The 20,748-nt window shown below is 64.6% G+C and carries 20 protein-coding genes and 2 pseudogenes; 11 read left to right on the forward strand and 11 right to left on the reverse strand.

Going from position 1 to position 20,748, the window contains the following annotated elements; translation table 11 throughout:
- Positions 1–20: 20 nt before the first annotated feature.
- The 5 genes from QMG52_RS12255 to QMG52_RS12275 all read right to left on the reverse strand — a co-directional run bounded on the left by QMG52_RS12255 (position 21) and on the right by QMG52_RS12275 (position 7,195).
- Entirely contained in the window at positions 21–1,214 is a 1,194-nt protein-coding gene (locus QMG52_RS12255) for a 4-hydroxybenzoate 3-monooxygenase (RefSeq protein ID WP_283560686.1), read from the reverse strand.
- A 76-nt stretch (positions 1,215–1,290) separates the two neighbouring features.
- On the reverse strand, positions 1,291–2,073 hold the full coding sequence (locus tag QMG52_RS12260) for an IclR family transcriptional regulator (RefSeq protein WP_283560687.1): 783 nt from the start codon (positions 2,071–2,073) through the stop codon (positions 1,291–1,293).
- 126 nt (positions 2,074–2,199) lie between these two features.
- Entirely contained in the window at positions 2,200–4,914 is a 2,715-nt protein-coding gene (gene hrpB, locus QMG52_RS12265; protein WP_283560688.1) for an ATP-dependent helicase HrpB, read from the reverse strand.
- Positions 4,915–4,980: 66 nt separating this feature from the next.
- The gene (locus tag QMG52_RS12270; RefSeq protein WP_283560689.1) at positions 4,981–5,994 is read right to left on the reverse strand and encodes an isopenicillin N synthase family dioxygenase; all 1,014 of its coding nucleotides are present in this window, start codon (positions 5,992–5,994) and stop codon (positions 4,981–4,983) included.
- A 259-nt stretch (positions 5,995–6,253) separates the two neighbouring features.
- Positions 6,254–7,195, reverse strand: a complete 942-nt coding sequence (locus tag QMG52_RS12275; RefSeq protein ID WP_283560690.1) for a 5'-3' exonuclease — start codon at positions 7,193–7,195, stop codon at positions 6,254–6,256.
- 134 nt (positions 7,196–7,329) lie between these two features.
- On the opposite strand from QMG52_RS12275, the gene QMG52_RS12280 reads away from it, so the two are divergent.
- The 3 genes from QMG52_RS12280 to QMG52_RS12290 all read left to right on the forward strand — a co-directional run bounded on the left by QMG52_RS12280 (position 7,330) and on the right by QMG52_RS12290 (position 8,991).
- A complete protein-coding gene (locus QMG52_RS12280; RefSeq protein ID WP_283560691.1) occupies positions 7,330–7,695 on the forward strand; it encodes an aldehyde dehydrogenase family protein in 366 nt (121 codons plus the stop codon).
- 54 nt (positions 7,696–7,749) lie between these two features.
- Positions 7,750–8,655 carry a carbon-nitrogen hydrolase family protein gene (locus QMG52_RS12285; RefSeq protein WP_283560692.1) on the forward strand — a complete coding sequence of 302 codons (906 nt, stop codon included), beginning with the start codon at positions 7,750–7,752 and terminating at the stop codon, positions 8,653–8,655.
- Positions 8,656–8,865: 210 nt separating this feature from the next.
- Positions 8,866–8,991 (forward strand): hypothetical protein, encoded by a 126-nt coding sequence (locus QMG52_RS12290; protein ID WP_283560693.1) that lies wholly within the window; start codon positions 8,866–8,868, stop codon positions 8,989–8,991.
- Positions 8,992–9,018: 27 nt separating this feature from the next.
- Here QMG52_RS12290 and QMG52_RS12295 read toward each other — a convergent pair.
- Positions 9,019–9,625 (reverse strand): annotated as a pseudogene (locus QMG52_RS12295) (DnaJ family domain-containing protein).
- A 284-nt stretch (positions 9,626–9,909) separates the two neighbouring features.
- Here QMG52_RS12295 and QMG52_RS21955 point away from each other — a divergent pair.
- The 6 genes from QMG52_RS21955 (at position 9,910) to QMG52_RS12320 (ending at position 14,250) form a co-directional block, all read left to right on the forward strand.
- Positions 9,910–10,170: a hypothetical protein gene (locus tag QMG52_RS21955; RefSeq protein WP_349361709.1), complete on the forward strand. Its 261-nt coding sequence runs from the start codon at positions 9,910–9,912 to the stop codon at positions 10,168–10,170.
- Between the two features lie 240 nt (positions 10,171–10,410).
- Positions 10,411–10,758, forward strand: a complete 348-nt coding sequence (locus tag QMG52_RS12300) for a VOC family protein (protein ID WP_283560694.1) — start codon at positions 10,411–10,413, stop codon at positions 10,756–10,758.
- A gap of 140 nt (positions 10,759–10,898) precedes the next feature.
- Complete coding sequence (locus QMG52_RS12305; protein WP_283560695.1) at positions 10,899–12,059, forward strand: AI-2E family transporter; 1,161 nt, start codon at positions 10,899–10,901, stop codon at positions 12,057–12,059.
- 556 nt (positions 12,060–12,615) lie between these two features.
- A complete protein-coding gene (locus QMG52_RS12310; RefSeq protein WP_283560696.1) occupies positions 12,616–12,777 on the forward strand; it encodes a hypothetical protein in 162 nt (53 codons plus the stop codon).
- 32 nt (positions 12,778–12,809) lie between these two features.
- The gene (locus QMG52_RS12315; protein WP_283560697.1) at positions 12,810–13,877 is read left to right on the forward strand and encodes a sodium:calcium antiporter; all 1,068 of its coding nucleotides are present in this window, start codon (positions 12,810–12,812) and stop codon (positions 13,875–13,877) included.
- 136 nt (positions 13,878–14,013) lie between these two features.
- On the forward strand, positions 14,014–14,250 hold the full coding sequence (locus QMG52_RS12320; protein ID WP_283560698.1) for an FAD-dependent oxidoreductase: 237 nt from the start codon (positions 14,014–14,016) through the stop codon (positions 14,248–14,250).
- On the opposite strand, the gene QMG52_RS12325 is transcribed toward QMG52_RS12320, so the two are convergent.
- Complete coding sequence (locus QMG52_RS12325) at positions 14,247–15,077, reverse strand: phosphatase PAP2 family protein (protein WP_283560699.1); 831 nt, start codon at positions 15,075–15,077, stop codon at positions 14,247–14,249. The genes QMG52_RS12320 and QMG52_RS12325 overlap by 4 nt on opposite strands.
- A gap of 732 nt (positions 15,078–15,809) precedes the next feature.
- Here QMG52_RS12325 and QMG52_RS12330 point away from each other — a divergent pair.
- Positions 15,810–17,279, forward strand: a complete 1,470-nt coding sequence (locus QMG52_RS12330; protein WP_283560700.1) for an MFS transporter — start codon at positions 15,810–15,812, stop codon at positions 17,277–17,279.
- Positions 17,280–17,410: 131 nt separating this feature from the next.
- Here QMG52_RS12330 and QMG52_RS12335 read toward each other — a convergent pair whose 3' ends face one another.
- The 4 genes and pseudogenes from QMG52_RS12335 to QMG52_RS12345 all read right to left on the reverse strand — a co-directional run bounded on the left by QMG52_RS12335 (position 17,411) and on the right by QMG52_RS12345 (position 19,528).
- On the reverse strand, positions 17,411–17,821 hold the full coding sequence (locus QMG52_RS12335) for a hypothetical protein (protein WP_283560701.1): 411 nt from the start codon (positions 17,819–17,821) through the stop codon (positions 17,411–17,413).
- A 204-nt stretch (positions 17,822–18,025) separates the two neighbouring features.
- Positions 18,026–18,400 carry an AfsA-related hotdog domain-containing protein gene (locus tag QMG52_RS12340; RefSeq protein WP_283560702.1) on the reverse strand — a complete coding sequence of 125 codons (375 nt, stop codon included), beginning with the start codon at positions 18,398–18,400 and terminating at the stop codon, positions 18,026–18,028.
- Positions 18,401–18,571: 171 nt separating this feature from the next.
- A pseudogene (locus QMG52_RS22315) lies at positions 18,572–18,928 on the reverse strand (AfsA-related hotdog domain-containing protein); the annotation flags it as partial.
- A 12-nt stretch (positions 18,929–18,940) separates the two neighbouring features.
- Positions 18,941–19,528 (reverse strand): TetR/AcrR family transcriptional regulator, encoded by a 588-nt coding sequence (locus QMG52_RS12345; protein WP_283560703.1) that lies wholly within the window; start codon positions 19,526–19,528, stop codon positions 18,941–18,943.
- A gap of 85 nt (positions 19,529–19,613) precedes the next feature.
- Here QMG52_RS12345 and QMG52_RS12350 point away from each other — a divergent pair, with 85 nt between their 5' ends.
- Positions 19,614–20,639, forward strand: a complete 1,026-nt coding sequence (locus QMG52_RS12350; RefSeq protein WP_283560704.1) for a saccharopine dehydrogenase NADP-binding domain-containing protein — start codon at positions 19,614–19,616, stop codon at positions 20,637–20,639.
- The last annotated feature ends 109 nt before the right edge of the window (positions 20,640–20,748 follow it).

Raw genomic sequence — 20,748 nt, forward strand, 5'->3', positions numbered from 1 at the left:
TTCGTGGATTGAGTGGGGGTCTAAGCGGAAGGCCAGCCGGTATAAGCCTCGGCCAGGTACTGCTGGCCGTACCGGGACGTAGCGACGCTGTTGAGCTCACCGAGGATTCGCTTGCGCTCGAAGGAGCTTTGGTCCTCCCGGGTGTGCAGCATGCTGGTCATCCAAAAGGAGAAGTTCTGCGCCTTCCAGACCCGCTCCAGCGTCGTGTCGCTATAGCCCTCCAACAGTTCCCGGGATCCGGCGGCATAGAAGGAATCAATGGCCTCAAAGAGGACCAACACGTCGGCCAGCGCCAGGTTCAGCCCCTTGGCGCCGGTGGGCGGGACGGTGTGGCCGGCATCCCCGGCCAGAAACAGATTGCCGTAACGCATCGGTTCACAGACATAGGATCTGAACGGCAGCACCATCTGCTCGAAGATCCGTCCGCGCTTGAGCGTAAAGCCGTCAGGTCCGTCGACGCGCTTCTGCAGCTCATCCCAGATTTGGTCCTCGGTCCAGACCGACGCGTCCTCGTTCGGGTCGCACTGGAAGTACATGCGCTGGACACGTTCACTGCGCTGGCTGATCAGGGCGAAGCCGTGCTCGGAGTTGGCGTAGATCAGTTCCGGTGCACTGGGCGGGGCTTCCGTGAGGATGCCAAACCAGGCAAACGGGTAGGCAATGAAATGGTCGGTGCGCTCGTCTGCGGGAATCGCCCGCTTGCAGATCCCCTGAGATCCGTCGGCGCCGGCGATGATGTCGCAGTGCACCTCGAACCGCTGGCCTTCCGCATCTGTAAAACGCATCTTGGGGACGTCGGTGGTCAGGTCCAAGACGTCGGAGTCCGTGACGGAAAAACGGACATCTCCGGCGTCTCGTTTTCGTGCCACGGCCAGATCCACGAAGACCTCATTCTGGGGGTAGAGCCACACGGACTCCCCCACCAGGTCCTGAAAGTCCAAGCGGTGGCTGACCCCGTTGAATCGGAGGTCAATGCCATCGTGGCGGTGCCCCTCTGTCAACACCCGGCCATCGACGCCGGTGTCGGTCAGCATTTTCACCGACCCCGCTTCAAGGATGCCGGCGCGGTGTGTATTGCGGATGGTCTCGTGGTCGCGCTTCTCGATCACGATGTTGTCAATGCCCGCCCGCGAGAGCAGGTGGGAAAGCATGAGTCCGGCGGGACCGCCGCCAACAATACCGACTTTTGTCCTGATGATCTGCGCGGAACTCAAATGGTCTCCTTTGACGGTGCCAAACTGTAGCCTCACCCAGTGTGACCCAGCAGATAGTGACGCCACCGCTGCGTTCTTATTGAATGGGAATGATGGCCTGCTCCGGCTTCGGAACCACACCCATGGACCGTGAAATTCCGCGTGAGCCGGCCATCAGCACCGGGAGGATCGAATGCAGGTTATCCCCCAAAAGGGGCACCACAACGCTCAGCGCCGCAATGGCAAGGTTCCGGGCCCCCAGCACGGGAACGGCCACCCCCGATGTCTCGGTGTCGACCAGCCCATCCAGGGCTGCGTATCCCTGCTGCCGGACACGGGCGAGAAGCTGGCGGAGGTCAATGGAGACCGAATCGAGCGGGACCGCCGCGTCCGGATGGCGGGTCAGGTAGGCCTCCTGAATATGGCCGGGCGCATAGGCCAACAAGACAACGCCCGACGACGTCCTGTGCACCGGCAGACGGCCGGCCACCCGGGCCGGATTGACCACCGATACCCGGCTGGAAAGCCGCTCGATGAACAGCACCTCGTCATCCCGCAGGACGGCAAGCTGGGTATGCTGGCGCACCACGGCCTGAATGTCTTCCATGAACGGCCTGGCTGCTTCGCGCAGATCCACCGCCGGTGAACTGCGGCTGGCGAGCTCCCACAGACGCAGGCCCAAGGAGACCTGGCCTCCCTCGGAACGGGACAGCAAGTCTCGCCGGACAAGCTCATCAACGAGCCGGTAGGCCGTCGCCGGTGGAATGTCGGCCAGACGGGCCAGTGCCGAGACGGTCATGGAATTACGCGAACCGTCAAAAGCACTCAGGATGCGCACAAAGCGGTCCAACATCGAGTCCCCGGACTTGGAATTAGCCATCCCGCTATGCTCGCACGCTCCGGCCGCGATGTCCCTTCCGCCCAGGTGACATTCGGTGTTGCCAGGAACTGCTTGACCAAAACAACAAGGCACGACGGCGACGCACAGGAGCAAGCGGGCCGGGCGTCACATCCGGTTTTTGGTCCTGGCCGTCGCGGGCGCCGTCCACGGATCCTCCGGCCAGGGATGCTTCGGATAGCGGCCCCGCATCTGAGCCCGGACCTGCGCATAGGGTCCGTACCAAAAGGAAGCCAGGTCGTCCGTCACGGCCAACGGCCGTCCGGCCGGAGAGAGCAGGTGGAACAGCACCGGGACTCTTCCGTCCACCAGCCGCGGCGTCTGTGCCCAGCCGAAGCACTCCTGCAGCTTGACCGCCACCACCGGCCGGCCGGCGTCGTCCGCCACGTCCGGGTAGTCAATCCGCACCCGCGACCCGCTCGGCACCTCAAGCCGCTCCGGGGCCAGCCCGCCCAACCGGGCCGCGTCGGGCCACGGCAGCAGCCGCCGCAACGGGTCGGCCAAGTCGATCCCGGCCATGGCGGTCCCGCCGGCCAAGGCCTCAAGCTCCGGCGCCAGCCACTCGTCCAGCCGGGCCAGCAATGCCCGCTCGGAAACGTCCGGCCAGGGATCACCCAGCTCCCGGTGCAGCAGGGCGAGGCGGCGGCGCAACCCGTCCGCCGCCGTCGACCAGCCGACCATGCCCAGCCCCTCCGTCTCCATCGCCCGGGCCACCGCCGCGCGTCCCTCCTCCGCGGGTGGCCGGACCGGCGTGGAAGACAGCACGATGGCTCCCAGCCGGCGTTCGCGCCGGGCAGTGACCCGGCCCCGGCTGAACACCGCCTCCACCGTCTCACTGAGCAGATGGCCGGCGGCGGCCTCCGCCGTGTCCGCGGTCAGCGCGGCGGCGGACCGGATGACGGCTCCCGTCCCGGCCGCGTCGCGTCCCTGTGCGCGCGAGACCTCGGCCACGGCCAGCCATTCGTGCCCGGACAGCGCACTGCCGGCCGGCAGGCCCGCCCGGGTCCCGGACGAGAGCAGGTACTGCTCCCGCCCCGCGCCCGGGACCCGGTGCGCCACCCGGTCCGGGAACGCCAGGGCGACGACGAAACCCACCGACTCCGCGGCGGTCACCGGCACAGCGGGTGAGGAGGGCGGCCCGGGTGAAGAGAGCGCGGCGGACTCCTCCTGGCGCGCGATCGCCGCCATCCGCCGGACATCCTCCGCCCATCGCCGGGCTTCCGGTGTCCTGTCCGTCCGCAGCGTGGTCAACAGCCGGGTGAGGTCAGCGCCGGGAGCGCGCAGATCCCCGGACACGAGAGCGACGGTTTCTGCCGCAGCGCGTTGCCCGACGACGGCGGCGCCGTCCAGCAGGGCGCGGGCCAGCCGCGGATCGACGGGGATCCTGGCCAGAGTCTTGCCCAGGTCGGTGGCCAGGCCGTCCGGGCCCACCGCGCCCAGCTCGCGCAGCACCTCAACGGCCTCATTCATGGCGGCCTGGGGCGGGGCATCCGGAAGGGTCAGTCCCCTGCCGCTGGGCGCTCCCCAACAGGCCAGAACCAGGGCGGCACCCGTCAAATCCGCCGCCGCAATCTCCGGGGTCCGGTGCGCCGGCGCGGCGCCAAAGGTCTTCTGGTCGTAGCAGCGGACCACCAGCCCGGGTCCCTGCCGGGCCGCCCGTCCGGCGCGCTGATCGGCCGAGGCCCGGGAGCACGACCCGGTCACCAGGCCGGACATGCCGCGGGTGCTGTCCCGCCGCGGTTCACGTGACAGCCCCGAATCGACGACCAGCCGGACGCCCGGAACCGTCAGGGACGATTCTGCCAGTGCCGTGGAAACGATGATCCGCGGGAGCCCACCGGGAACCCGTCCGGAGACGGCCCGGTCCTGCGCCGCCGGACCGATCCGGCCGTGCAGCTCCAGTACCTCGACGCGCGGCCCGGCCCGCTCGCGCAGCCGGGCCGCGACGTACTGCACCTCCCATGCACCCGGGAGGAACACCAGGGCGTCGATGTCAGGGTCCACCGCATGGGCTTCGGCCCGCGCCGCCACGGCCGTGTCCGCGACATGGTCCAGGAATGCGCGCGTCACTCCCCGATCATCCAGCCTCGGCGCCGCGCCAGGCACCCAACGCACTTCCAGCGGCTGCAGCGCGGACGGACAGTCGACGACGGGAGCCGGGCCGCCGCCGTCGTACGCCCCAATCAGGACGGCGAACCGGGGCGCGTCCAGGGTAGCGGACATGGCAACGAGGGTGAGGTCACCGCGCAGCTGGCGGACCTCGGTGAGCATGCCGAGCAGGAGGTCGGTCTCCAGCCCGCGTTCGTGCACCTCGTCGAGGATGACGGCGGAGGTTGTCTCCAGGCCGGGATCCGCGAGCAGACGGCGGAGCAGGATCCCCGGGGTGACGAATTCGATCAGGGTTTCCGGGCCCGCCTTCCGTTCCCCACGGACCGTGTACCCGACGCGGTCCCCGAGCCGGCTGCCGTCCAGGGCGGCAAGGCGCCGGGCCGCCGAGCGCGCGGCAACGCGGCGTGGCTGACTCACGACGACGCGTGGCCGGGGTCCTTCCGCGTGTGCGGCCAGGTCGGCGGCGCCGACGGCTAGGTTGGCGGGATTGGCACCGGCGGCGAGGTTGATGGCGAGGTTGGCGAGCAGTGGTGGCACCAGCGTGGTTTTGCCCGTCCCCGGAGCCGCCTGCACCACGGCGGTTCCGGCCGGACCTCCCGCACGCAGGGCTTCGGCGAGCTCCCCCAGTGCGTCCGCGAAGACCAGCCCGGTCCCGATGGCGTCCAGATCGAAGCGGGCACCAGCGGGGTCCGATGCGGTCAGCCGAGTAGTCACGCCTCCATTGTGCCCGCAAACCATCCCCCCGGGCCGCTGCCTGGGCTGTTGTTGGAACGGGCGCCGTCAGCCTTTCTGCAGGTCTTCGTGGTGCACGGCGACAACGTTCGGGTGGGCCCGCAACCGGTAGCGAAGGGCGTTATCCCCGTAGGTCTCCAGAATCGGGCTGTTCGTCGGGTCAACCGACAGGCCGCGGGCCCTGGCTTGAAACTCCGGGCTCACCGCGAGCTGCGGCATTGTCGCGTCCAGCGCCGGATTGTAGAAGAACGGAAGGGAGACCCTGTCGGTGCCGCGAAGCGGCGAGATCACGCGGTGCAGGGTCGCCTTCAGGTAGCCGTTAGTGGCCAGCTCGAGCATCTCGCCGATGTTAACCACGAATGTTCCAGGCACCTGTGGTGCGTCGATCCACTGCCCCCGGTACTCGACCTGGAGGCCGCCCTTCCCGGGCTCCACCAACAGGAGCGTCAGCACACCGCCGTCGCGGTGGGAGCCGACACCCTGCTTGGGTTCCGGGTCGGACTCCCCCGGATACCGCACAATCTTGAGCAGGGGGAAAGCCCGTGCGGCGAATGCCTCGTCGAAGGTGTCCTCGGGCGCTCCGAGGGACACCGCCAAGGCGCGCAGGAGAGTCAGTGAGATGATGCTCAGCCGCTCCGTCCACTCCGAGACAATTTCCCGCATCTCGGGCAGCGCATCCGGCCACAGGTTGGGCCCCTCGAGGCGCCAATAGTCAGCGACGCCCGGGCCCGGTTCCACCGCGTCCCGCTCGACGCCGATGTCAATCTGCTCGCGCCAGTCGACTGCACCGTCCGTGAGCTCGCCGCCGACCCGGGTGTAGCCCCGGAACTGTGGACTGTGGACATTCTCGACCGCGAGCTTCTGTTCGTCGGCCAGCTCGAAGAAGCGCCGGGATACGTCCAAGATCGCGTCCGTGAGCTCCTGCGGGATGCCATGGCCGGCCAGGTATAGGAATCCGACCTCGTGCATGGCGTTGCGCAGTTCGTCACGAAACCGGGACGCCTCCTCCGATCCCGCATTCAATCGGGAGAAGTCGAGTACGGGCAATGTTTCGAGTGGCAACGTCCTTAGTCCTTTTCAGCGAACTTGGCAAGCGGGAACCTGTATCTGCTGTAATGTTACGGCCCGGACTCCGCCGAGATACATTTACGTGTCGAAATATGACATCTGAACGTGTCCTCCAACTGCCGGAAAGCTACTTCCGGTGCCAGGCCGCCCAACCGGGCCAGCAAGGCCTGCTCGGTGGATGCACTCGGCTACGTCACGGCAGCACGGCCCCCGGTCTGACAGAAGTCCTCGGTCGGCAGAAGGAGCGGCCGGCTCAGTCCGTTGCGCCGAGCGCGCGTAAAGCGCGGTCGAGCGAGCGTCCGAGGCCCCACTTCTCAGACAGCGTGTGCAGCGCGTTGAGACGATCGGCATCAAGCGGATGGATACGTGCATCTACCTCACCGAGATCGAGGTCGCGCACGACTTCGACGACACGGGGTGCCACCTTAAGGTAGGCCGAGGAAGCGATGACCTTCGATCGCACCGACGCCGACAGTGGCGTCGCCCGGTCCTGAGCAGCTTCGATGATCCCGTCGAGACCGCCGAACTGCGCCAGCAGGCCGGCGGCCGTCTTCTCCCCGATGCCGGGAACTCCGGGGAGCCCGTCGGAGGGGTCTCCGCGCATGACAGCGAAGTCTGCATACTGGCCCGGAAGGACCCCGTACTTCGACACGACGACGGAGTCGGTGACGAACTCGAGCTTGCTCATCCCGCGGGCCGTGTAGATCACGCGGACACCGGAGTCGTCGTCGACGAGCTGGAACAGGTCGCGGTCACCTGTGACGATGTCGACAGGAAGCCGCGCTCGGGTCGCGAGCGTGCCGATCACGTCGTCGGCCTCATTGTCGACCGCGCCTATGATCGGTATGCCGAGTGCGCCGAGCAGCTCCCGGATGATCGGGAGCTGCGGGACGAGGAGTTCCGGCGTCTCCTCCACGTCATTGCCCCCGGGCACCAGTTCGGCGACGCGGTGTGACTTGTAACCGGGAATCAGCGCAACACGCCAGTGCGGGCGCCAATTGTCATCCCAACAGGCGACCAGTTCGCTCGGCTCGAAGTCGGTGACCAGCCGGGCAATGATGTCCAGCAGCCCGCGAACAGCGTTGACGGGCGAACCGTCGGGGGCGCGAATGGTGTCGGGCAGCCCATGGAAGGCGCGGAAGTACAGCGAAGCGGTGTCGAGAAGCATCAGTCGTCCGGTCACATCACCGATCATGGCACGGCCAGCTTCAAGCCTCATCGATGACCGCCGTCGTCGTAATCGTGTCCTGCAACCCGGCCGATGTCGATACGACCGGATCCGCGAAAAATTACTCCCTCTGTCCTGTGACATTCGAAAAAACGCTGTAGATGATTGTCGGTACCGAGGACGCCGAGGGCGACGATCAGCCCATGAGGCACCCGCCGGCCGCCATCGGTCGCCAGCGACCTGGAAGCAGTGACCTGGCCAACCATTCAGACTGCGGACTCGGCGCGGCCGTGTTCAGCACGGACGCGGAACGGGCCACGGCCATTGCCCGACAGCTCAACTCGCGCATGGCCGCCATCAATTCCGCAGAAGGCGAAGGCGCCGCAACCAGGCAGACGAGTATCCCGCCGCCGTTATGCTCGCTCTGCTCCGTCCACCAGTCCTATGAACATGGTCCGGTGCAGGACGTCGACATGCCTGCGGGACACATCAACGGCAATCTTCACATCGCGCACTCTTCCCCTTAAGTGATCCTTATGATCTAATCTGTTGCAAGTCACTTCGAGAACTGGGACCACCAAATGTCAGGTGTCCTGCCCTTGGTCGCCGCGCAGGCGCCACCCCGCCTCATCGGCGATCCACTCGCCGGATTCGCCGACGAAGTAAGCCGCGCCGTTGCAGAACAGCCGGACGCGCGGCTGGTGATCTTCCCGGAACTCCACCTCTTCGGCGATGGCCGGCCCGACCGGCAACGGACGGAAGCACTCCTGGAATCGGCAGAGCCACTGGATGGTCCGCGGGTCGCCGGGCTCAAGGAGATGGCAGCGGATCTTGGCATCTGGCTGGTTCCGGGAAGCGTCTGCGAGCGCGGCGAGGACGGCGAACTGTTCAACACGCAGCTGGTGCTGTCGCCCAACGGGGAGCTGGCCGGCTACTACCGCAAGGTTTTCCCGTGGCGGCCTTTCGAACCCTACAATCCGGGCCGGCGCTTCACCACCGTGGACCTGGAGGGGATCGGCCGGGTTGGGCTGAACATCTGCTACGACGCATGGTTTCCCGAGGTCACCCGCCAACTGGCATGGATGGGCGCCGAGGTGATCTTGAATGTCGTCAAGACCACCACGCCGGACCGGGCCCAAGAGCTGATCCTGGCGCGCGCCAACGCGATCGTCAATCAGGTCTTCATGGTCAGCGTCAATTGTGCCGGCCCCACGGGCCAGGGCCAAAGTTTGATTGTCGATCCTGAGGGCACCGTCATCGCCAGCGGTCCCAGCCCGGACGCGACGACGCTGGCAGCGGAACTTGACCTCGGCGCCGTCGAACGCGTCCGCTTGCACGGAACGGCAGGACTGAACCGCATGTGGTCGCAATTCCGGCCCGGCGAGGCCGCGATCGAGCTCCCCGTCTACCAGGGCAGGATTGATCCCGCCACCTGGACACCCCCCGTTACCCCCGTGATGCGGGTCCCGCCATCGCTGGACGAGTGACTGCCGCAGAACCATCTGTCCCGGTTCATCGCCGATCCGAACGCAGACCTTGCCTGCAGAACGGGAACTTGAACGTGCAAGACCGAAGTACGCGGCTGGTGACGGGTTAAATCCCGGGCATGGCGGCGCTTTCGGGGTTTCGGGGTGGTTGGTTCTGGCTACATGCCTCCAAGGTTGCGGGGATGGGTTGGCCGAGACCCGAAGAAGGAGATGGACATTGCCATGGCGCTGCTGGGTGTGCGGAGCAGGAGCAGCACGCTCCTGCTCAATCCGCAGGAGCTGGCGAAGCTGCCGGACATCGAAGTCGTCGATGGATTAGCCACACCGAGAGAATGACGGGAGCAGGCGTCCGGCGTTCCCGGCCTACAGCGGCCCGCGCCACATCCGACGCCACCACGGCAGTCCGGCCTGCGGCGCCGGCACCACCCGAGCCACGGCCGCACGGGCGGCACGGCGCTCCTGCCAACGGACCACCTCGCGGTCGGCGTCGCGGGTCTTCGTCACGACCGGCGGTCCGCCCTGGAGCTGGCGACGCGCATCAATCACCCTGGCGTTGAAGTCCTCGACAACTTCGCGCACCTGCTGCGCCGAGCCCAAGGTATCCAGCCGGTCGTCCAGTCCCGCATCCTCACTCCGGAGCAGAATGGCCTTCGGACCCAGGCCGGTGAGCTGTTCCCGCTGGATCACTCCCTTGATCCACCAATCAGGATCCGGAGCTCCCCCCAGCCCCGGGATCGGCTTGCCAGCATACTCCAGATTGTCGAACTCCCCGCGCCATGGCGTCCTGGATCAGATAATCTGCGCGGGCGGAGTCGTCGATCTTCTTCCGCTGCCGGCGTGCCTCCTCTCGCGCATCGTTCACGCGGTGACGGATATCCGCATCGGCAGGGCAGCCCGAGGTCCGGGCGGCCCGCAGTTCCGCGGCCTGTTCCAGCCGGCGCCCGTGGTCCCCATCTGGCCGGCTGTCCATCCCTGCCGCCTCCTTCGCTGCACCCGGATGTTCTGCGCGCTCACAGAATGCCGAGGGCACATCCGTTCCCAACGGTGCCACGTGGACTACGCCACGGACAAGTGCCTGGCACCGGCAGGGCGCTCAATCGGCTTAGCTATGTCTGGATTGGCCGCCATCGATGGGTTCACTGCCCAGGCTGCCGCCCACGGCGCCCAATTGGTTGCCTTCCCCGAATATGCCAGCTATGAAAGAAGGCCGTCGACGCGTCCGTTCCGGAGGTTACCGAGCCGCTGGACGGTCCTGTGTGCACCACCCTGGCGGCCATCGCCCGCCGTCACCGCACGGCGCTGGTGGCTGGCGTCGGGGAGGCGTCCACGCGACCGGGCAGGGCGTACAACACATTGGTCGCTATCAATGCGGACGGGCCACCAGGTGGCCGCATACCGCAAGATCCATTTTGCGAATTGGGTCGTGAACCGGCCGTGGCCCCGGCGGACGCTCCTCTGGCTGCGGTGGGCAGCGCGCGCGAGCGCCTCCCCGTGCACCGCCAGCGGAAACCGTAGCCCTGGCCGACGACGCCATGCCGCTCGGCACGCGCCGGGGCGCGTGGACTCGGGAACCAGGTCAGGCATTGCCGAAGCGCCCATCGATATCGGCCGACGGTCCTACTTGTAGCCGACGGTCCTACTTGTAGAGGAAGGCGACCTCGGTTTAATATCTCCACAATCGATGCGCAAAGCACCGGTTGACCAAGTCGCACGGCTGACTCGCTCCCGTGTGGCCGCAACGGAAAGGAGACGGCGATGGCCGCCATTGTGAACTACTTCGAGGTCGGCTCGACTAACCCGGATAGCGCCCAAAAATTCTACGGCTCATTATTCGACTGGACCTTCGGTGAGCCCTCGCCGGTCGGCTACCGCATGGTCAACGGCGATAAGGGAGGGCTGTGGGACACCACGTCGATGGGCGCAGCCTCCTGGGCGATCTTCTATGTGCAGGTCGACGACGTCAAGGCCGCAATCGCCCGAGCCGAGTCCCTCGGCGCGAGCGTCGCCGTCCCGTTCGTCGACAACGGCGCCATCGAGTTCGCGCACCTCCTCGATCCGCAGGGCAACCGCTTCGGCGTATGGCGGCCTAAACCATCGGACTAAACCCAAAAACGTCTGCAGAAGTCGCAACGATGGCACGGCACCGGGCTTGCCGGCAAAATCAGCGGATTGATCGGATGGCCATGATATGAATTGCCCATAGCGACGAATGAGCGGCTCTACTTTCAGCTGGAGGAACGATCATGTCTGGACCTGAAGATGCCTCAGGAGCACCGGGTGCTTCGGCGTCAAAATTCCGCGCAGGAGAAACGGCAATTTGGGCCGATACCCTCGGCAGGGCCAGCATCCGCTCGGTGCAGGTGCTTCTGGTCACCGCTCTGGTCGGGGTGATCGTATGGGCGGCGACGCGGGTCCCGCTGGTCCTCACTCCTGTTCTGATCGCCCTCATCCTCGCCTCCGCCATATCCCCCCTCGTGCGTTGGCTGACCGCTAAACGCTGGCCGCGCGCACTGGCCGTCGCCACGTCACTCGTGGCCATTCTGGCGGTCTTCGGCGCGGTCGTCACCGGCGTCGTCGACCTTATCCGGCACCAATCGAAGGAACTCGCCACCCGAGCAGTGGCTGGCATTGATCAACTCCACGCTTCCTTGAACGCTGGCCCCTTTCCGCTCAGCGATGCCCAAATCAACTCCGGCCGCGACCAGATCCAAAAGTTCTTCACCAGCGGCTCATTCGGCACCGAAGCACTCTCGGGGCTGCGGGTAGCGGCAGAAACTGCGGCCGGTACGGTCCTGATGGCCGTCATACTGTTCTTCTTCCTCAAGGACGGCGCGAAGATCCGCGCCTTTTTGTTCGGGTTTCTTCCAGAACAGCACGAAGCCAAGGCCCACCTCGCTGCCGAACACAGTGCCATCGTACTGGGCGGGTATGTACGGGGTACCGCAATCATTGCGGCCATCGACGGGTTGATCGTCGGCATCGCCCTGGCCATCCTTCAGGTTCCCCTGGCCCTGCCGTTGGCCGTGTTCGTCTTCATTGGAGGATTCATCCCCATCATCGGTGCGACCGCGGCCGGAAGCCTTGCCGTCCTCGTCGCCCTGGTATCGAACGGGCGACTGTCCGCGCTGATCGTTTTGGCCGTTTTGATCGGGGCGAATCAATTCGAACACCACATACTTCAGCCGGTCCTGATGGGCAAGGTTCTCCACATTCATGGTCTGGTGATCCTGCTGGCCCTCGCCGCGGGAGCCATGCTCGCCGGAGTCCTGGGCGCCTTGCTGGCCGTCCCGCTGACAGCGGTCGGCTGGACGGTCATTAAGACCTGGTCCGGTCGGGATGATCCCGGCCAGGAGGTTCCCGGTCCGCACCCTATCGGTTCCAACGCGGAGGGAACAGCCATTTGAAACGATGGACTAACCCAGTTAAGTAACACAGCCACAGAGGAGGCCGCAGAATGACCACCTAGTTGCTCCCGGAGCTGGGCGCCGCCAGCTACCCGACCCGCAGGCATTTCCTGGAGGACGGCTTTGTTGACCCGGTCATTCAGTCACTGATTACTCGAACCGGTCCACGGCCGCTTGACGACGACAATCAATCGAGGCCAAGAAGCGGCCAGGGTCGCCGAAAGCTGGGCGGCAGTGGAAGCGGCGAGGGCGGTATGGCTTTGGTTATCACCGGCATTGGGGCCTCCTCAACCTCCGGGTACTCCAGGGTCGTGACCTTCTCCTGGCCTCCGCATTTTTCTGGCTGACCATCGTAATCTGGAGCATCCGCCCCTGCAAGCGACGCATCTCACGGATCGAAGGCCACACCGACCAAACTCGGCGGCACAACGGCGTCGCCCGACAGCCGCGTCGTCGATCTCCGGAGCCGGAAAAAACGGGGCCAACGCTTCAAATCCGGCACCGCAGATGCAAAGCTAAGTGTCCTTACGTTTTTGACTTTCCGGAGGTTGTGTCCATGATTGAGAAGCTTCACGACGCGGGCATCAAGAGCGAGTACGCCTACATGGGTGGATTTGCCTCCATTGGCTCGTCCCTGGCTTCATGGCTGGTGAGCCGGGCCAAGTCGTCGCACTCCAAGGCGCACTCCGACTGGTTGTGCAACAGCCAGGTCAGGTAAACGCCGGCGACAAAGGAAATTAGAGTGCACTCATGATGTCGTCCTTGCCCCTGTGGCTCCTGATCGTGATCTTCCTTGGCGCTTCGGTGGTCATCTGGTTCGCAGGCATTCAACTGTCCAACAAGACAAACATCCTGGATCAGCGCTTCCACCTCGGCTCGGCCCTCGGCGGGCTGATCCTGCTGGCTGTAGCAACGAACCTTCCCGAGCTCGCGATCACGATCAGCGCCGCCATCTCCGGAAACCTCGAAGTCGCCGTGGGCAATATTCTCGGCGGCATTGCCCTGCAGACCGTCGTCCTGGTAGTGCTGGATGTCTTCGGGATCAAAGGAAAACACCCATTGACCTATAAGGCCGCGTCGCTGACACTCGTCATTGAAGCCGTGACCGTCGTCGCGATCCTCGGCGTCGTCATTGCCGGCAGCCAAATGCCACCGGGGCTTGTCATCGCCCGCCTGACACCCGACGTCGTTCTCATCACAGCCATTTGGGTCGTCGGGCTGCTGCTGGTCCAACGCGCGCAAAAACACCTTCCATGGCAGGAACAGGGCGAGGCCCCGGAAAGCCAACCCGAACCCAAGGGCCACAGTAAGGCGAAAGCCCAGCACGACTCAAGCAAGACAAAAAGCACCGGCGCCTCCGTCGCAGTTTTCGCCGCCGCCGCCCTCGCGACACTCATTGCCGGCGTGATTCTGGAACAAAGCGGCAGCGCAGCCGCAGACCACATCGGACTCTCCGGAGTCCTATTCGGAGCCACAGTCCTGGCACTGGCAACGTCCCTACCGGAGATTTCCACCGGCTTGGCCTCGGTACGGCAGGGTGATTACAAACTAGCGGTCAGCGACATCTTCGGAGGCAATGCGTTTCTTCCGGTTCTTTTCCTGCTGGCCGTGCTCATCTCGGGCAAGGCAGTCCTCCCCCAAGCCCAGGCCACAGACATCTACCTCACCGCCCTAGCGATCATCCTCACCTTGGTTTACCTGCTCGGCCTGCTCTTTCGGCCCCAACGACGGATCGCGCGGATGGGAACCGACTCCCTGATCGTGCTCGTGCTTTACGCTGTCGGCATCGCCGGGCTTTTCGTCGTCGCTGGAGGGTAGCCCATCGCAACAACCCGAGACCCGCCCTGGCCACGCAGAAAGAGACCTGGGGCCGGCGCCGGCTTGACCCTCCACCGAATCCTGATCCCTCCTCACGATCCAGTTCGGTTGTGGTGGTCGGCGGCGGCGCCATGGCATGGAAATCGCCTCGGGCTGCCTCTCAGCTATGGGCTACATGCCGAACACCAACTGGCCGTCGACCAGCGGGCTCCTCTTCAACGGTCGGCTTGAGGTCGATACCCGCGGCCGAGTCCGTCCTGACATCGTCGCTGCCGGAGACGTGGCCGCCTTCCCCACCGCGCGCGGCATCGGCCGGATCCCACTCCGGACCAGCGCCATCGAGCAGAGCAAGGTCGCGGCCCTCGCGCCTTAACCAGGGTCGGGTGTTCTGCGTTTCCTGATGGTCAGGTAGAGGCGGTGGGCTGTAATGACCAAGGCAAGCCACGCGGCGCCCAATGCCCAGGCGGAGAGAACATCGGTGAACCAGTGGTGGCCGAGGTAGACCCTGCTCAGTCCCATTGTGAGGGCAAAGAGCGCGGCGACAGCAACCGTCAGGACGCGGCCACGGCGCCTTCGTTGGCGCAGGACGATCAGGTAGGCGACGATGCCGGCGATGACGAAGGAGTTCAGGGCATGTCCGCTGGGGAAAGCCGCTGAGTGCTCATAGGGCGGGATTGCGTCGCTCAAGGAAGGGCGTGCCCGCCCGTACAGCGGCTTGCCTGCGATGGTCATCAGCAGGGACCCGGCGGCAGCGGTAAGGATCAGGATGACGGGCGTCCAGGACCGTCTCCTCAAGGCGAGGGTGACGGTGGCGATCATGCCCAGGATGGGCATTCCGATGGTTCCGCCGACGTTGGTGTAAGCGGTCATGACGATGTCGAAGCCCGGCGAGCGGATGCTTTTGGCTGCAGCCAGGAGCGGATGGTCGAGACCTGCGACGCCGTCGGCTTCTGTCACGGAGTCGTAGACCTGGGCGAATACGGCGGTCATGATGATCGCTATCAGCGCCCCGATGGCCAACGTGAGGATCAGGGCAGCGTTCGGGCCCAGCCGGGCAGCCACGCGCTGGGCGAGGTTCGCCAGGAAGCGGCCGGGCGGGCTCTTCCACCGGGTCAGGTCCTGCCCGCCAACGAAGCGGTCGTGGCGTAGTTCCCCCTGCACCCCCGGGTCCGTCGGTGGTTGAACTTCGTTAGAGGCCATTATCAAGTCCCATCTAGACGGCGTCGGCTTCCGAGCTTATGGTAAGCAAGCGTACTGTGCCAGCCAGGTCCCGAAACCGAAATGAGGGGTTACGCCCACAAGGCCCAGCACTATCCTCGGCGTTGTGCCCGCGATGAGGCCGATGGCCACTGCCATCAGGCTGGCCGCGGCGATAGCCGAGCGAACGGCGGAACGTCTCCATGATTCTTTGACGGCGAACTCTTCATCCTCTGGTCGCCGGCCAAAGGTCAGCCGGCTAAGTCACACGGCTCCACGACAGTTGCCGTTGCGTTGAGGATGGCGCCGGACCATGGGACTTACTTTCTGACTGCCGTAGACGAGTCCGACAATGAGGATGCCGAGCCATCCCCGATACCCAGGTCCGTCAAGCCGTCTGCCCTCGCGGCACCGTGTGTCGGGCCCAATATCTTCATCGGCTCCACTCCGTAATCCAAGCATGCGCGACGGTTGGCGCGCCGGTAGCGCGCCGTCGAGAAGCCTTGAATAGCTAAACTCGGGTGACGGATGGTACTAATAGGAGCATCCAAACCGTGGCAGTCCCCAAGGACCTCCCCGCCTCGGCTGAACTCCTATACTCCTATTCTCGGGGCGGCGGGGCGAGGTGAGGTAAGCGTTCGGGACTAATTCGCGGGCAGCCGGGGTTTACTGATGGGAGACCACACGCGGGTCTGCCCATGAAGCGCATTTGTACGCCGACCGAAACGGGATGATGTGACGACTACGACTGCCCAGGGAATCGGTTTCCGCTCTGAACGCGGGCCCATCCTCATCGCCCTGATGCTCTCGACCGGGCTCGTTGCCATCGACTCAACGATCGTCGCAACAGCCGTGCCATCGATCGTGCACGACGTCGGCGGGTTTTCGTCGTTCCCGTGGCTCTTTTCCGCCTATCTGTTGGCGCAGGCAGTCTCCGTGCCCGTCTACGCGAAGCTCTCCGACCTAGTCGGCCGCAAGCCGATCATCCTTACCGGCATTGGCCTCTTCCTGCTCGGATCGATCCTCTGCGGAGTTGCCTGGAGCATGCCGGCCCTCATCGCGTTCCGCGTGCTGCAGGGCCTCGGCGCCGGGGCAGTCCAGCCGATGGCCATCACCATCGCCGGCGATATCTATTCGCTGGCAGAGCGCGCTAAGGTCCAGGGCTACCTAGCCAGCGTGTGGGCGATCTCCTCGGTCGTAGGTCCGACGCTCGGCGGCGTGTTCTCTTCCTTAGGGATCTGGCGTGGGATCTTCCTGGTGAACGTCCCGCTGTGCCTGCTGGCCGGCTGGATGATCATCCGGACATTCCACGAGAACATCGAGCGCACCCGGCACCGTGTCGACTACCTCGGTGCCGGCCTACTCACCGTCTCCCTCAGCCTGATGATCCTTGGGGCTCTGGAGGGCGGCCAGGCGTGGGCGTGGAACTCCCCCGTCAGCATCGCGGTCTTCGCGGTCGGATCCGTCGTGTTCGCCGTGTTCCTCCTCGTCGAACGGCGGGCGGCCGAGCCTGTGCTGCCGCCATGGGTTGTGTCACGGCGGCTGCTGACGACGACGGCCCTGGTCGCCTTCGGTGTCGGCGCGGTTCTGCTCGGCCTCACCTCCTACGTTCCCACCTTCCTCGAAGGGGCACTGTCGACCTCCCCGATCCTGGCCGGTCTGGCGCTCGCAGCCCTGACCCTGGGCTGGCCGATCAGTGCCTCCCAATCCGGGCGGCTCTATCTTCGGATCGGATTCCGGACCACCGGCCTGATCGGCATCTCGGTCTCGGTCGTTGGCACCGCTGTTCTTGCCCTCACCGCCTCCGCTCCCAATGTCCTGATGGTCGCCGGCAGCTGCTTCATCATCGGGCTCGGACTCGGTCTCGTTGCGACTCCGACTCTCATCGCCGCCCAGTCGAGCGTCGAATGGAATGAACGCGGAGTGGTCACCGGCACCAACCTCTTTGCCCGATCGATCGGCAGCGCCCTCGGCGTCGCCGTCTTCGGCGCAGTAGCGAACGCGATCTACGCGGGCACCCCTAACGGCGACACGAACCCGCACACGATCGTTGCTGCCTCCGCCGCCGTGTTCCTGGCCGTACTGATCGCTGCTGTGCTTACCGTCGTCGCCGTTTTAGCGATGCCGGCCGTGCACCGCGGGGCCACCGGCCGTACATCCCCGGCCCAAACGCAGGAGGAGCCCTCCAAGGGGTCCAAAGCGTGACCGTGCAGCGTTGGCGAGAATTGAGAAACTCAGGAAGCCAATGTGGAGCTGACCTGCGCTTACATTGTGGCCGAGGTGGGACTCGAACCGGAGTCTGACCCGCGCATTGGGCTGACTGACTTCCTGGATTGTCAGTCCCTCCTTTGTGAGGACCCTGCCCAGCTCCGTGCCATCGTCGTCGACCGTTCTTGTGTTGCCCGCGAAATGCCTTCCAGCGTCGCGGCGATATCGTCGAGCGACGTCTGCATCCAGAGCAGGGCAGCCTGGTTGTCCAGCCTGTCGTCTTCGCAGCCTGCCTGCTCTGAGCAAAGACGCACCTGGCCTGTCAACCTGGCATTCAGCACGGCAAGCAGGCTAAGGATGTCCGCCGTCAATTGCTTATGCCGCGGTTCGAAGGGCAGATTGGATGCGGAATCGTTTCCGCGGGTCCGTGCCTCGGTTGAGCAGGCGTTGGCATCTATGACCGACAGCCTTCGTCCTTCAGCGATCCGAGCCGTCTTTGCTTTCCCTGCCTGCATCCGTGCTTTCACCTTCGGTTCCATAGCCCTCTCCTGCCGCTGGGAAAACGCAAGGCCTATTCGTACGTCCCAAACCGTCCGGGCCAATCCGGTCTATCACTTGCCCGAAGGCCATCCCTGCATTTCATATCACTATGTAACGTAATGCTATACTCCTACGGGCCAACAGTCAATGGTCGCAAGGGGCGTCTTTCTGCACTCCGCACGCATCCGTGCCTCACCGTCCTATCAGCAGCTCGGATGCAAGGCCGGACGCTCAAAACCGCCCTCGGGTGTTGAATCACTAGCCGAGACATGACCATTAGCCACTCCGCCGCAACACGAGCCGGTTGCCAGCTGATGACCGAGTTGGCTGATGGTGAACACGCTGGTTCCTTCGCCACTTACCCAAGCGGTCAGCGAGACGGGCGCATTGAATTCGCCGAAACGGTGGTAATCCATCCTGAAACCCGGGTCCTCCTGACCGGTGAGCAGTGTATGAGACTCCAAGGCCGCCTCCACGAACAGCATTCCTGGAACGTGGTCGGAGAAATGGTCAAAGATAAACGGGTCATTCCAGTTCCACACGATCGAGCCGGTTACCGTGTTCACGTCGCGGGTCACTGAGCGTAGTACCGCCCCCAATGGTCCCGTGCTTGTCCTGACGACATCCGGAGCGTGCCGGCGAACGGCCTTGTACGCCTGTGGCGGCATACAGGAAAGCGCTCCGACTCCCGAGGCCTGGGCACCGTTGGAAAATGCACACTCCGCCATCGCCGTCAGGCGCGCGAGAACTCCCCGGCGATAGGTCGGCTCGAGAATTTTGATCCGAAGTGTCCCCTCGGATAGTTCAGACATCACCAGCCCCCCCGCGCCGTGCCACCTGAATTCCAGATGTTGGAGGAGGAAGCACCAGTCACTTGGAACCTGGCCCTCCAGCTGGGCGACGGCAAGGCCGCTCTGGCGAAGCAGTTCCGCCCCGACAGTGGTCGGTGTTCTGGGCAGCAGCCCGCCCGCAGCCCGAAGCTGCTGTGGGACGGAGAACTGAAAGGTCCAGTCCCCCGACGCTTCCCGGCGTGCCGAAGCGAGCAAGGACTGCTCCGCTGAATGCTTATGAACGAGCTCCCGATCAATCCGAATCGGCCATTCCATGAGTGGGTCCACCTATGCTGTTGGGTACCTAAGCGCCCTGAGGGCGGTTTCTACTGTGTGCTGCACAAGGTCCTCGTCCAGTGACGGCAGACCCGGCATGATGGCGCGCAGCAGAAGCGGACCGGTCAATAGGTCGCAGACCCAGTCCATTTCATAACCGGTGGGAATATCCCCTCTGGCTGCTGCCCGATGCAGAATGGCTCCGGTGGCGGCCCTCCGCGGACCAAGGAAGCCACCCACAAACATCGAGGCCAGATCCTCGTTGTGCCGAGTCGACTCCAGAAACCCCGCCAGGCTGTTGCTCACCAGCGGATCGCTGAAGAGAGCCACCTGGTCACGTTGGACATTGACAAGGTCCGTCCGAAGCTCCCCCGAATTAAAGTCCAGGTCCACGCCGAACTTCTGAAGGATCAGGGACAGCACCAAATCCGGAATACCGCTATACCGCCGATAAAACGCAGGACGCGTCGTCCCGGCAGCTGCGGCGACGGCATCAACGGACATCGCCCCATATCCCTTACTGACGATCAGCGCTTCGGCAGCAGTTTGGAGCGCCGCATCCAATTGCGCTTTGCGTGGACGTCCGCTTGAGTGCACCATAATGTTACAGAGTGTATCGCTTTATTGCAGGCGCACAAAAGTGTCACCACCGAACTTATTCGTCCCCACCCGAAAGGCTCCTACCGTGTTGCTCGTCTACGGAACCGGTCAACTTGCCGCCGCAGTAATTAAAGCCGCCATCAACGCCGGCATGGAGGTCAGGGTGGCCGGGAGAAACCCGGCTAGAACCAGGATGCTCGGAGAAGAATTCGGTATCGGCGCCGATGTCGCTTCGCTCGATGAGCCCGAATCCCTGCGCGCCTTGCTGCACGGAGTCAACGTGGTGCTCAACGCAGCAGGTCCATACTCCTTGACATCCATGCCCCTCATGGTTGCGTGCATCCGCAGCGGCGTGCACTACACCGACGCCTCTAATGAACTTGCCTCCTTTTCAGCAGCCGACGCACTTTCCGACCAAGCTGCCGTCTCAGGGGTGGCTCTCGTTCCCGGTGCCGGCTTTGGCGCCGCGGCAACTGAAGCTGTAGCCCTCCAGTCCACAAGGGCACTGCAGAATCCACGTTCACTTAGAATCGTCCATTCTTCGGCGGGGGGCATGTCCACCCCTGGTGCCCGGAAGTCAGCGTTGAGGGTGCTGTCGGCAAAGGGACAGCACTACCTGAACGGCCGGCTAACTGCGGCGGGTGGCCATTCTGTGATACCGATTGTCCTGCGGGGAGGCGGACGTCCGGCCGTCCTGATGTCGAGCGGGGAGCTGTGGGTCCTTCGAGCCTCAACCCACCTGCCCGACATCAGTGTTTACTACACCCTGAATTTCCATCCTGCCGCAGTTCGACTGCTCGTACGCCTGATCCGAATACTGCCGGCGCGCACATTTCCGGTGCCCCGCCCGTCCACGCGGCTGAAGAAGACTCCCACCAAGGCTTCCAGCCATGAAACTACGGCTCAGGTGTTCGATGCGGCAGGTAAGTCGGTGACTCACACCCTCACCGCCGCCGACCCGAGAGGATTGACCGCCCAAATCGGCATCGAGTGCGTCCGACGGCTGTCGTCAGGCCGCTGCTCGGGTGCCCTAACACCCGGAGAAATCCTTGGAGGGGGTTTCATCGCCACCCTGGATGGGATCCGCATCGAGAAATCACCGCGGAACTAAGCAACCACGGTCACCAGGGACGGGCCAAGGAACACTGTGGTCCCATGATCAAGAACGACGACGTAAATCCGGCCGACACCGGCCTTCCCGTCTGGCTCAGCGTGCTGCG

Origin of the sequence: Paenarthrobacter sp. PH39-S1, from assembly GCF_030063245.1 — a bacterium.
GTDB lineage: Bacteria > Actinomycetota > Actinomycetes > Actinomycetales > Micrococcaceae > Arthrobacter_M.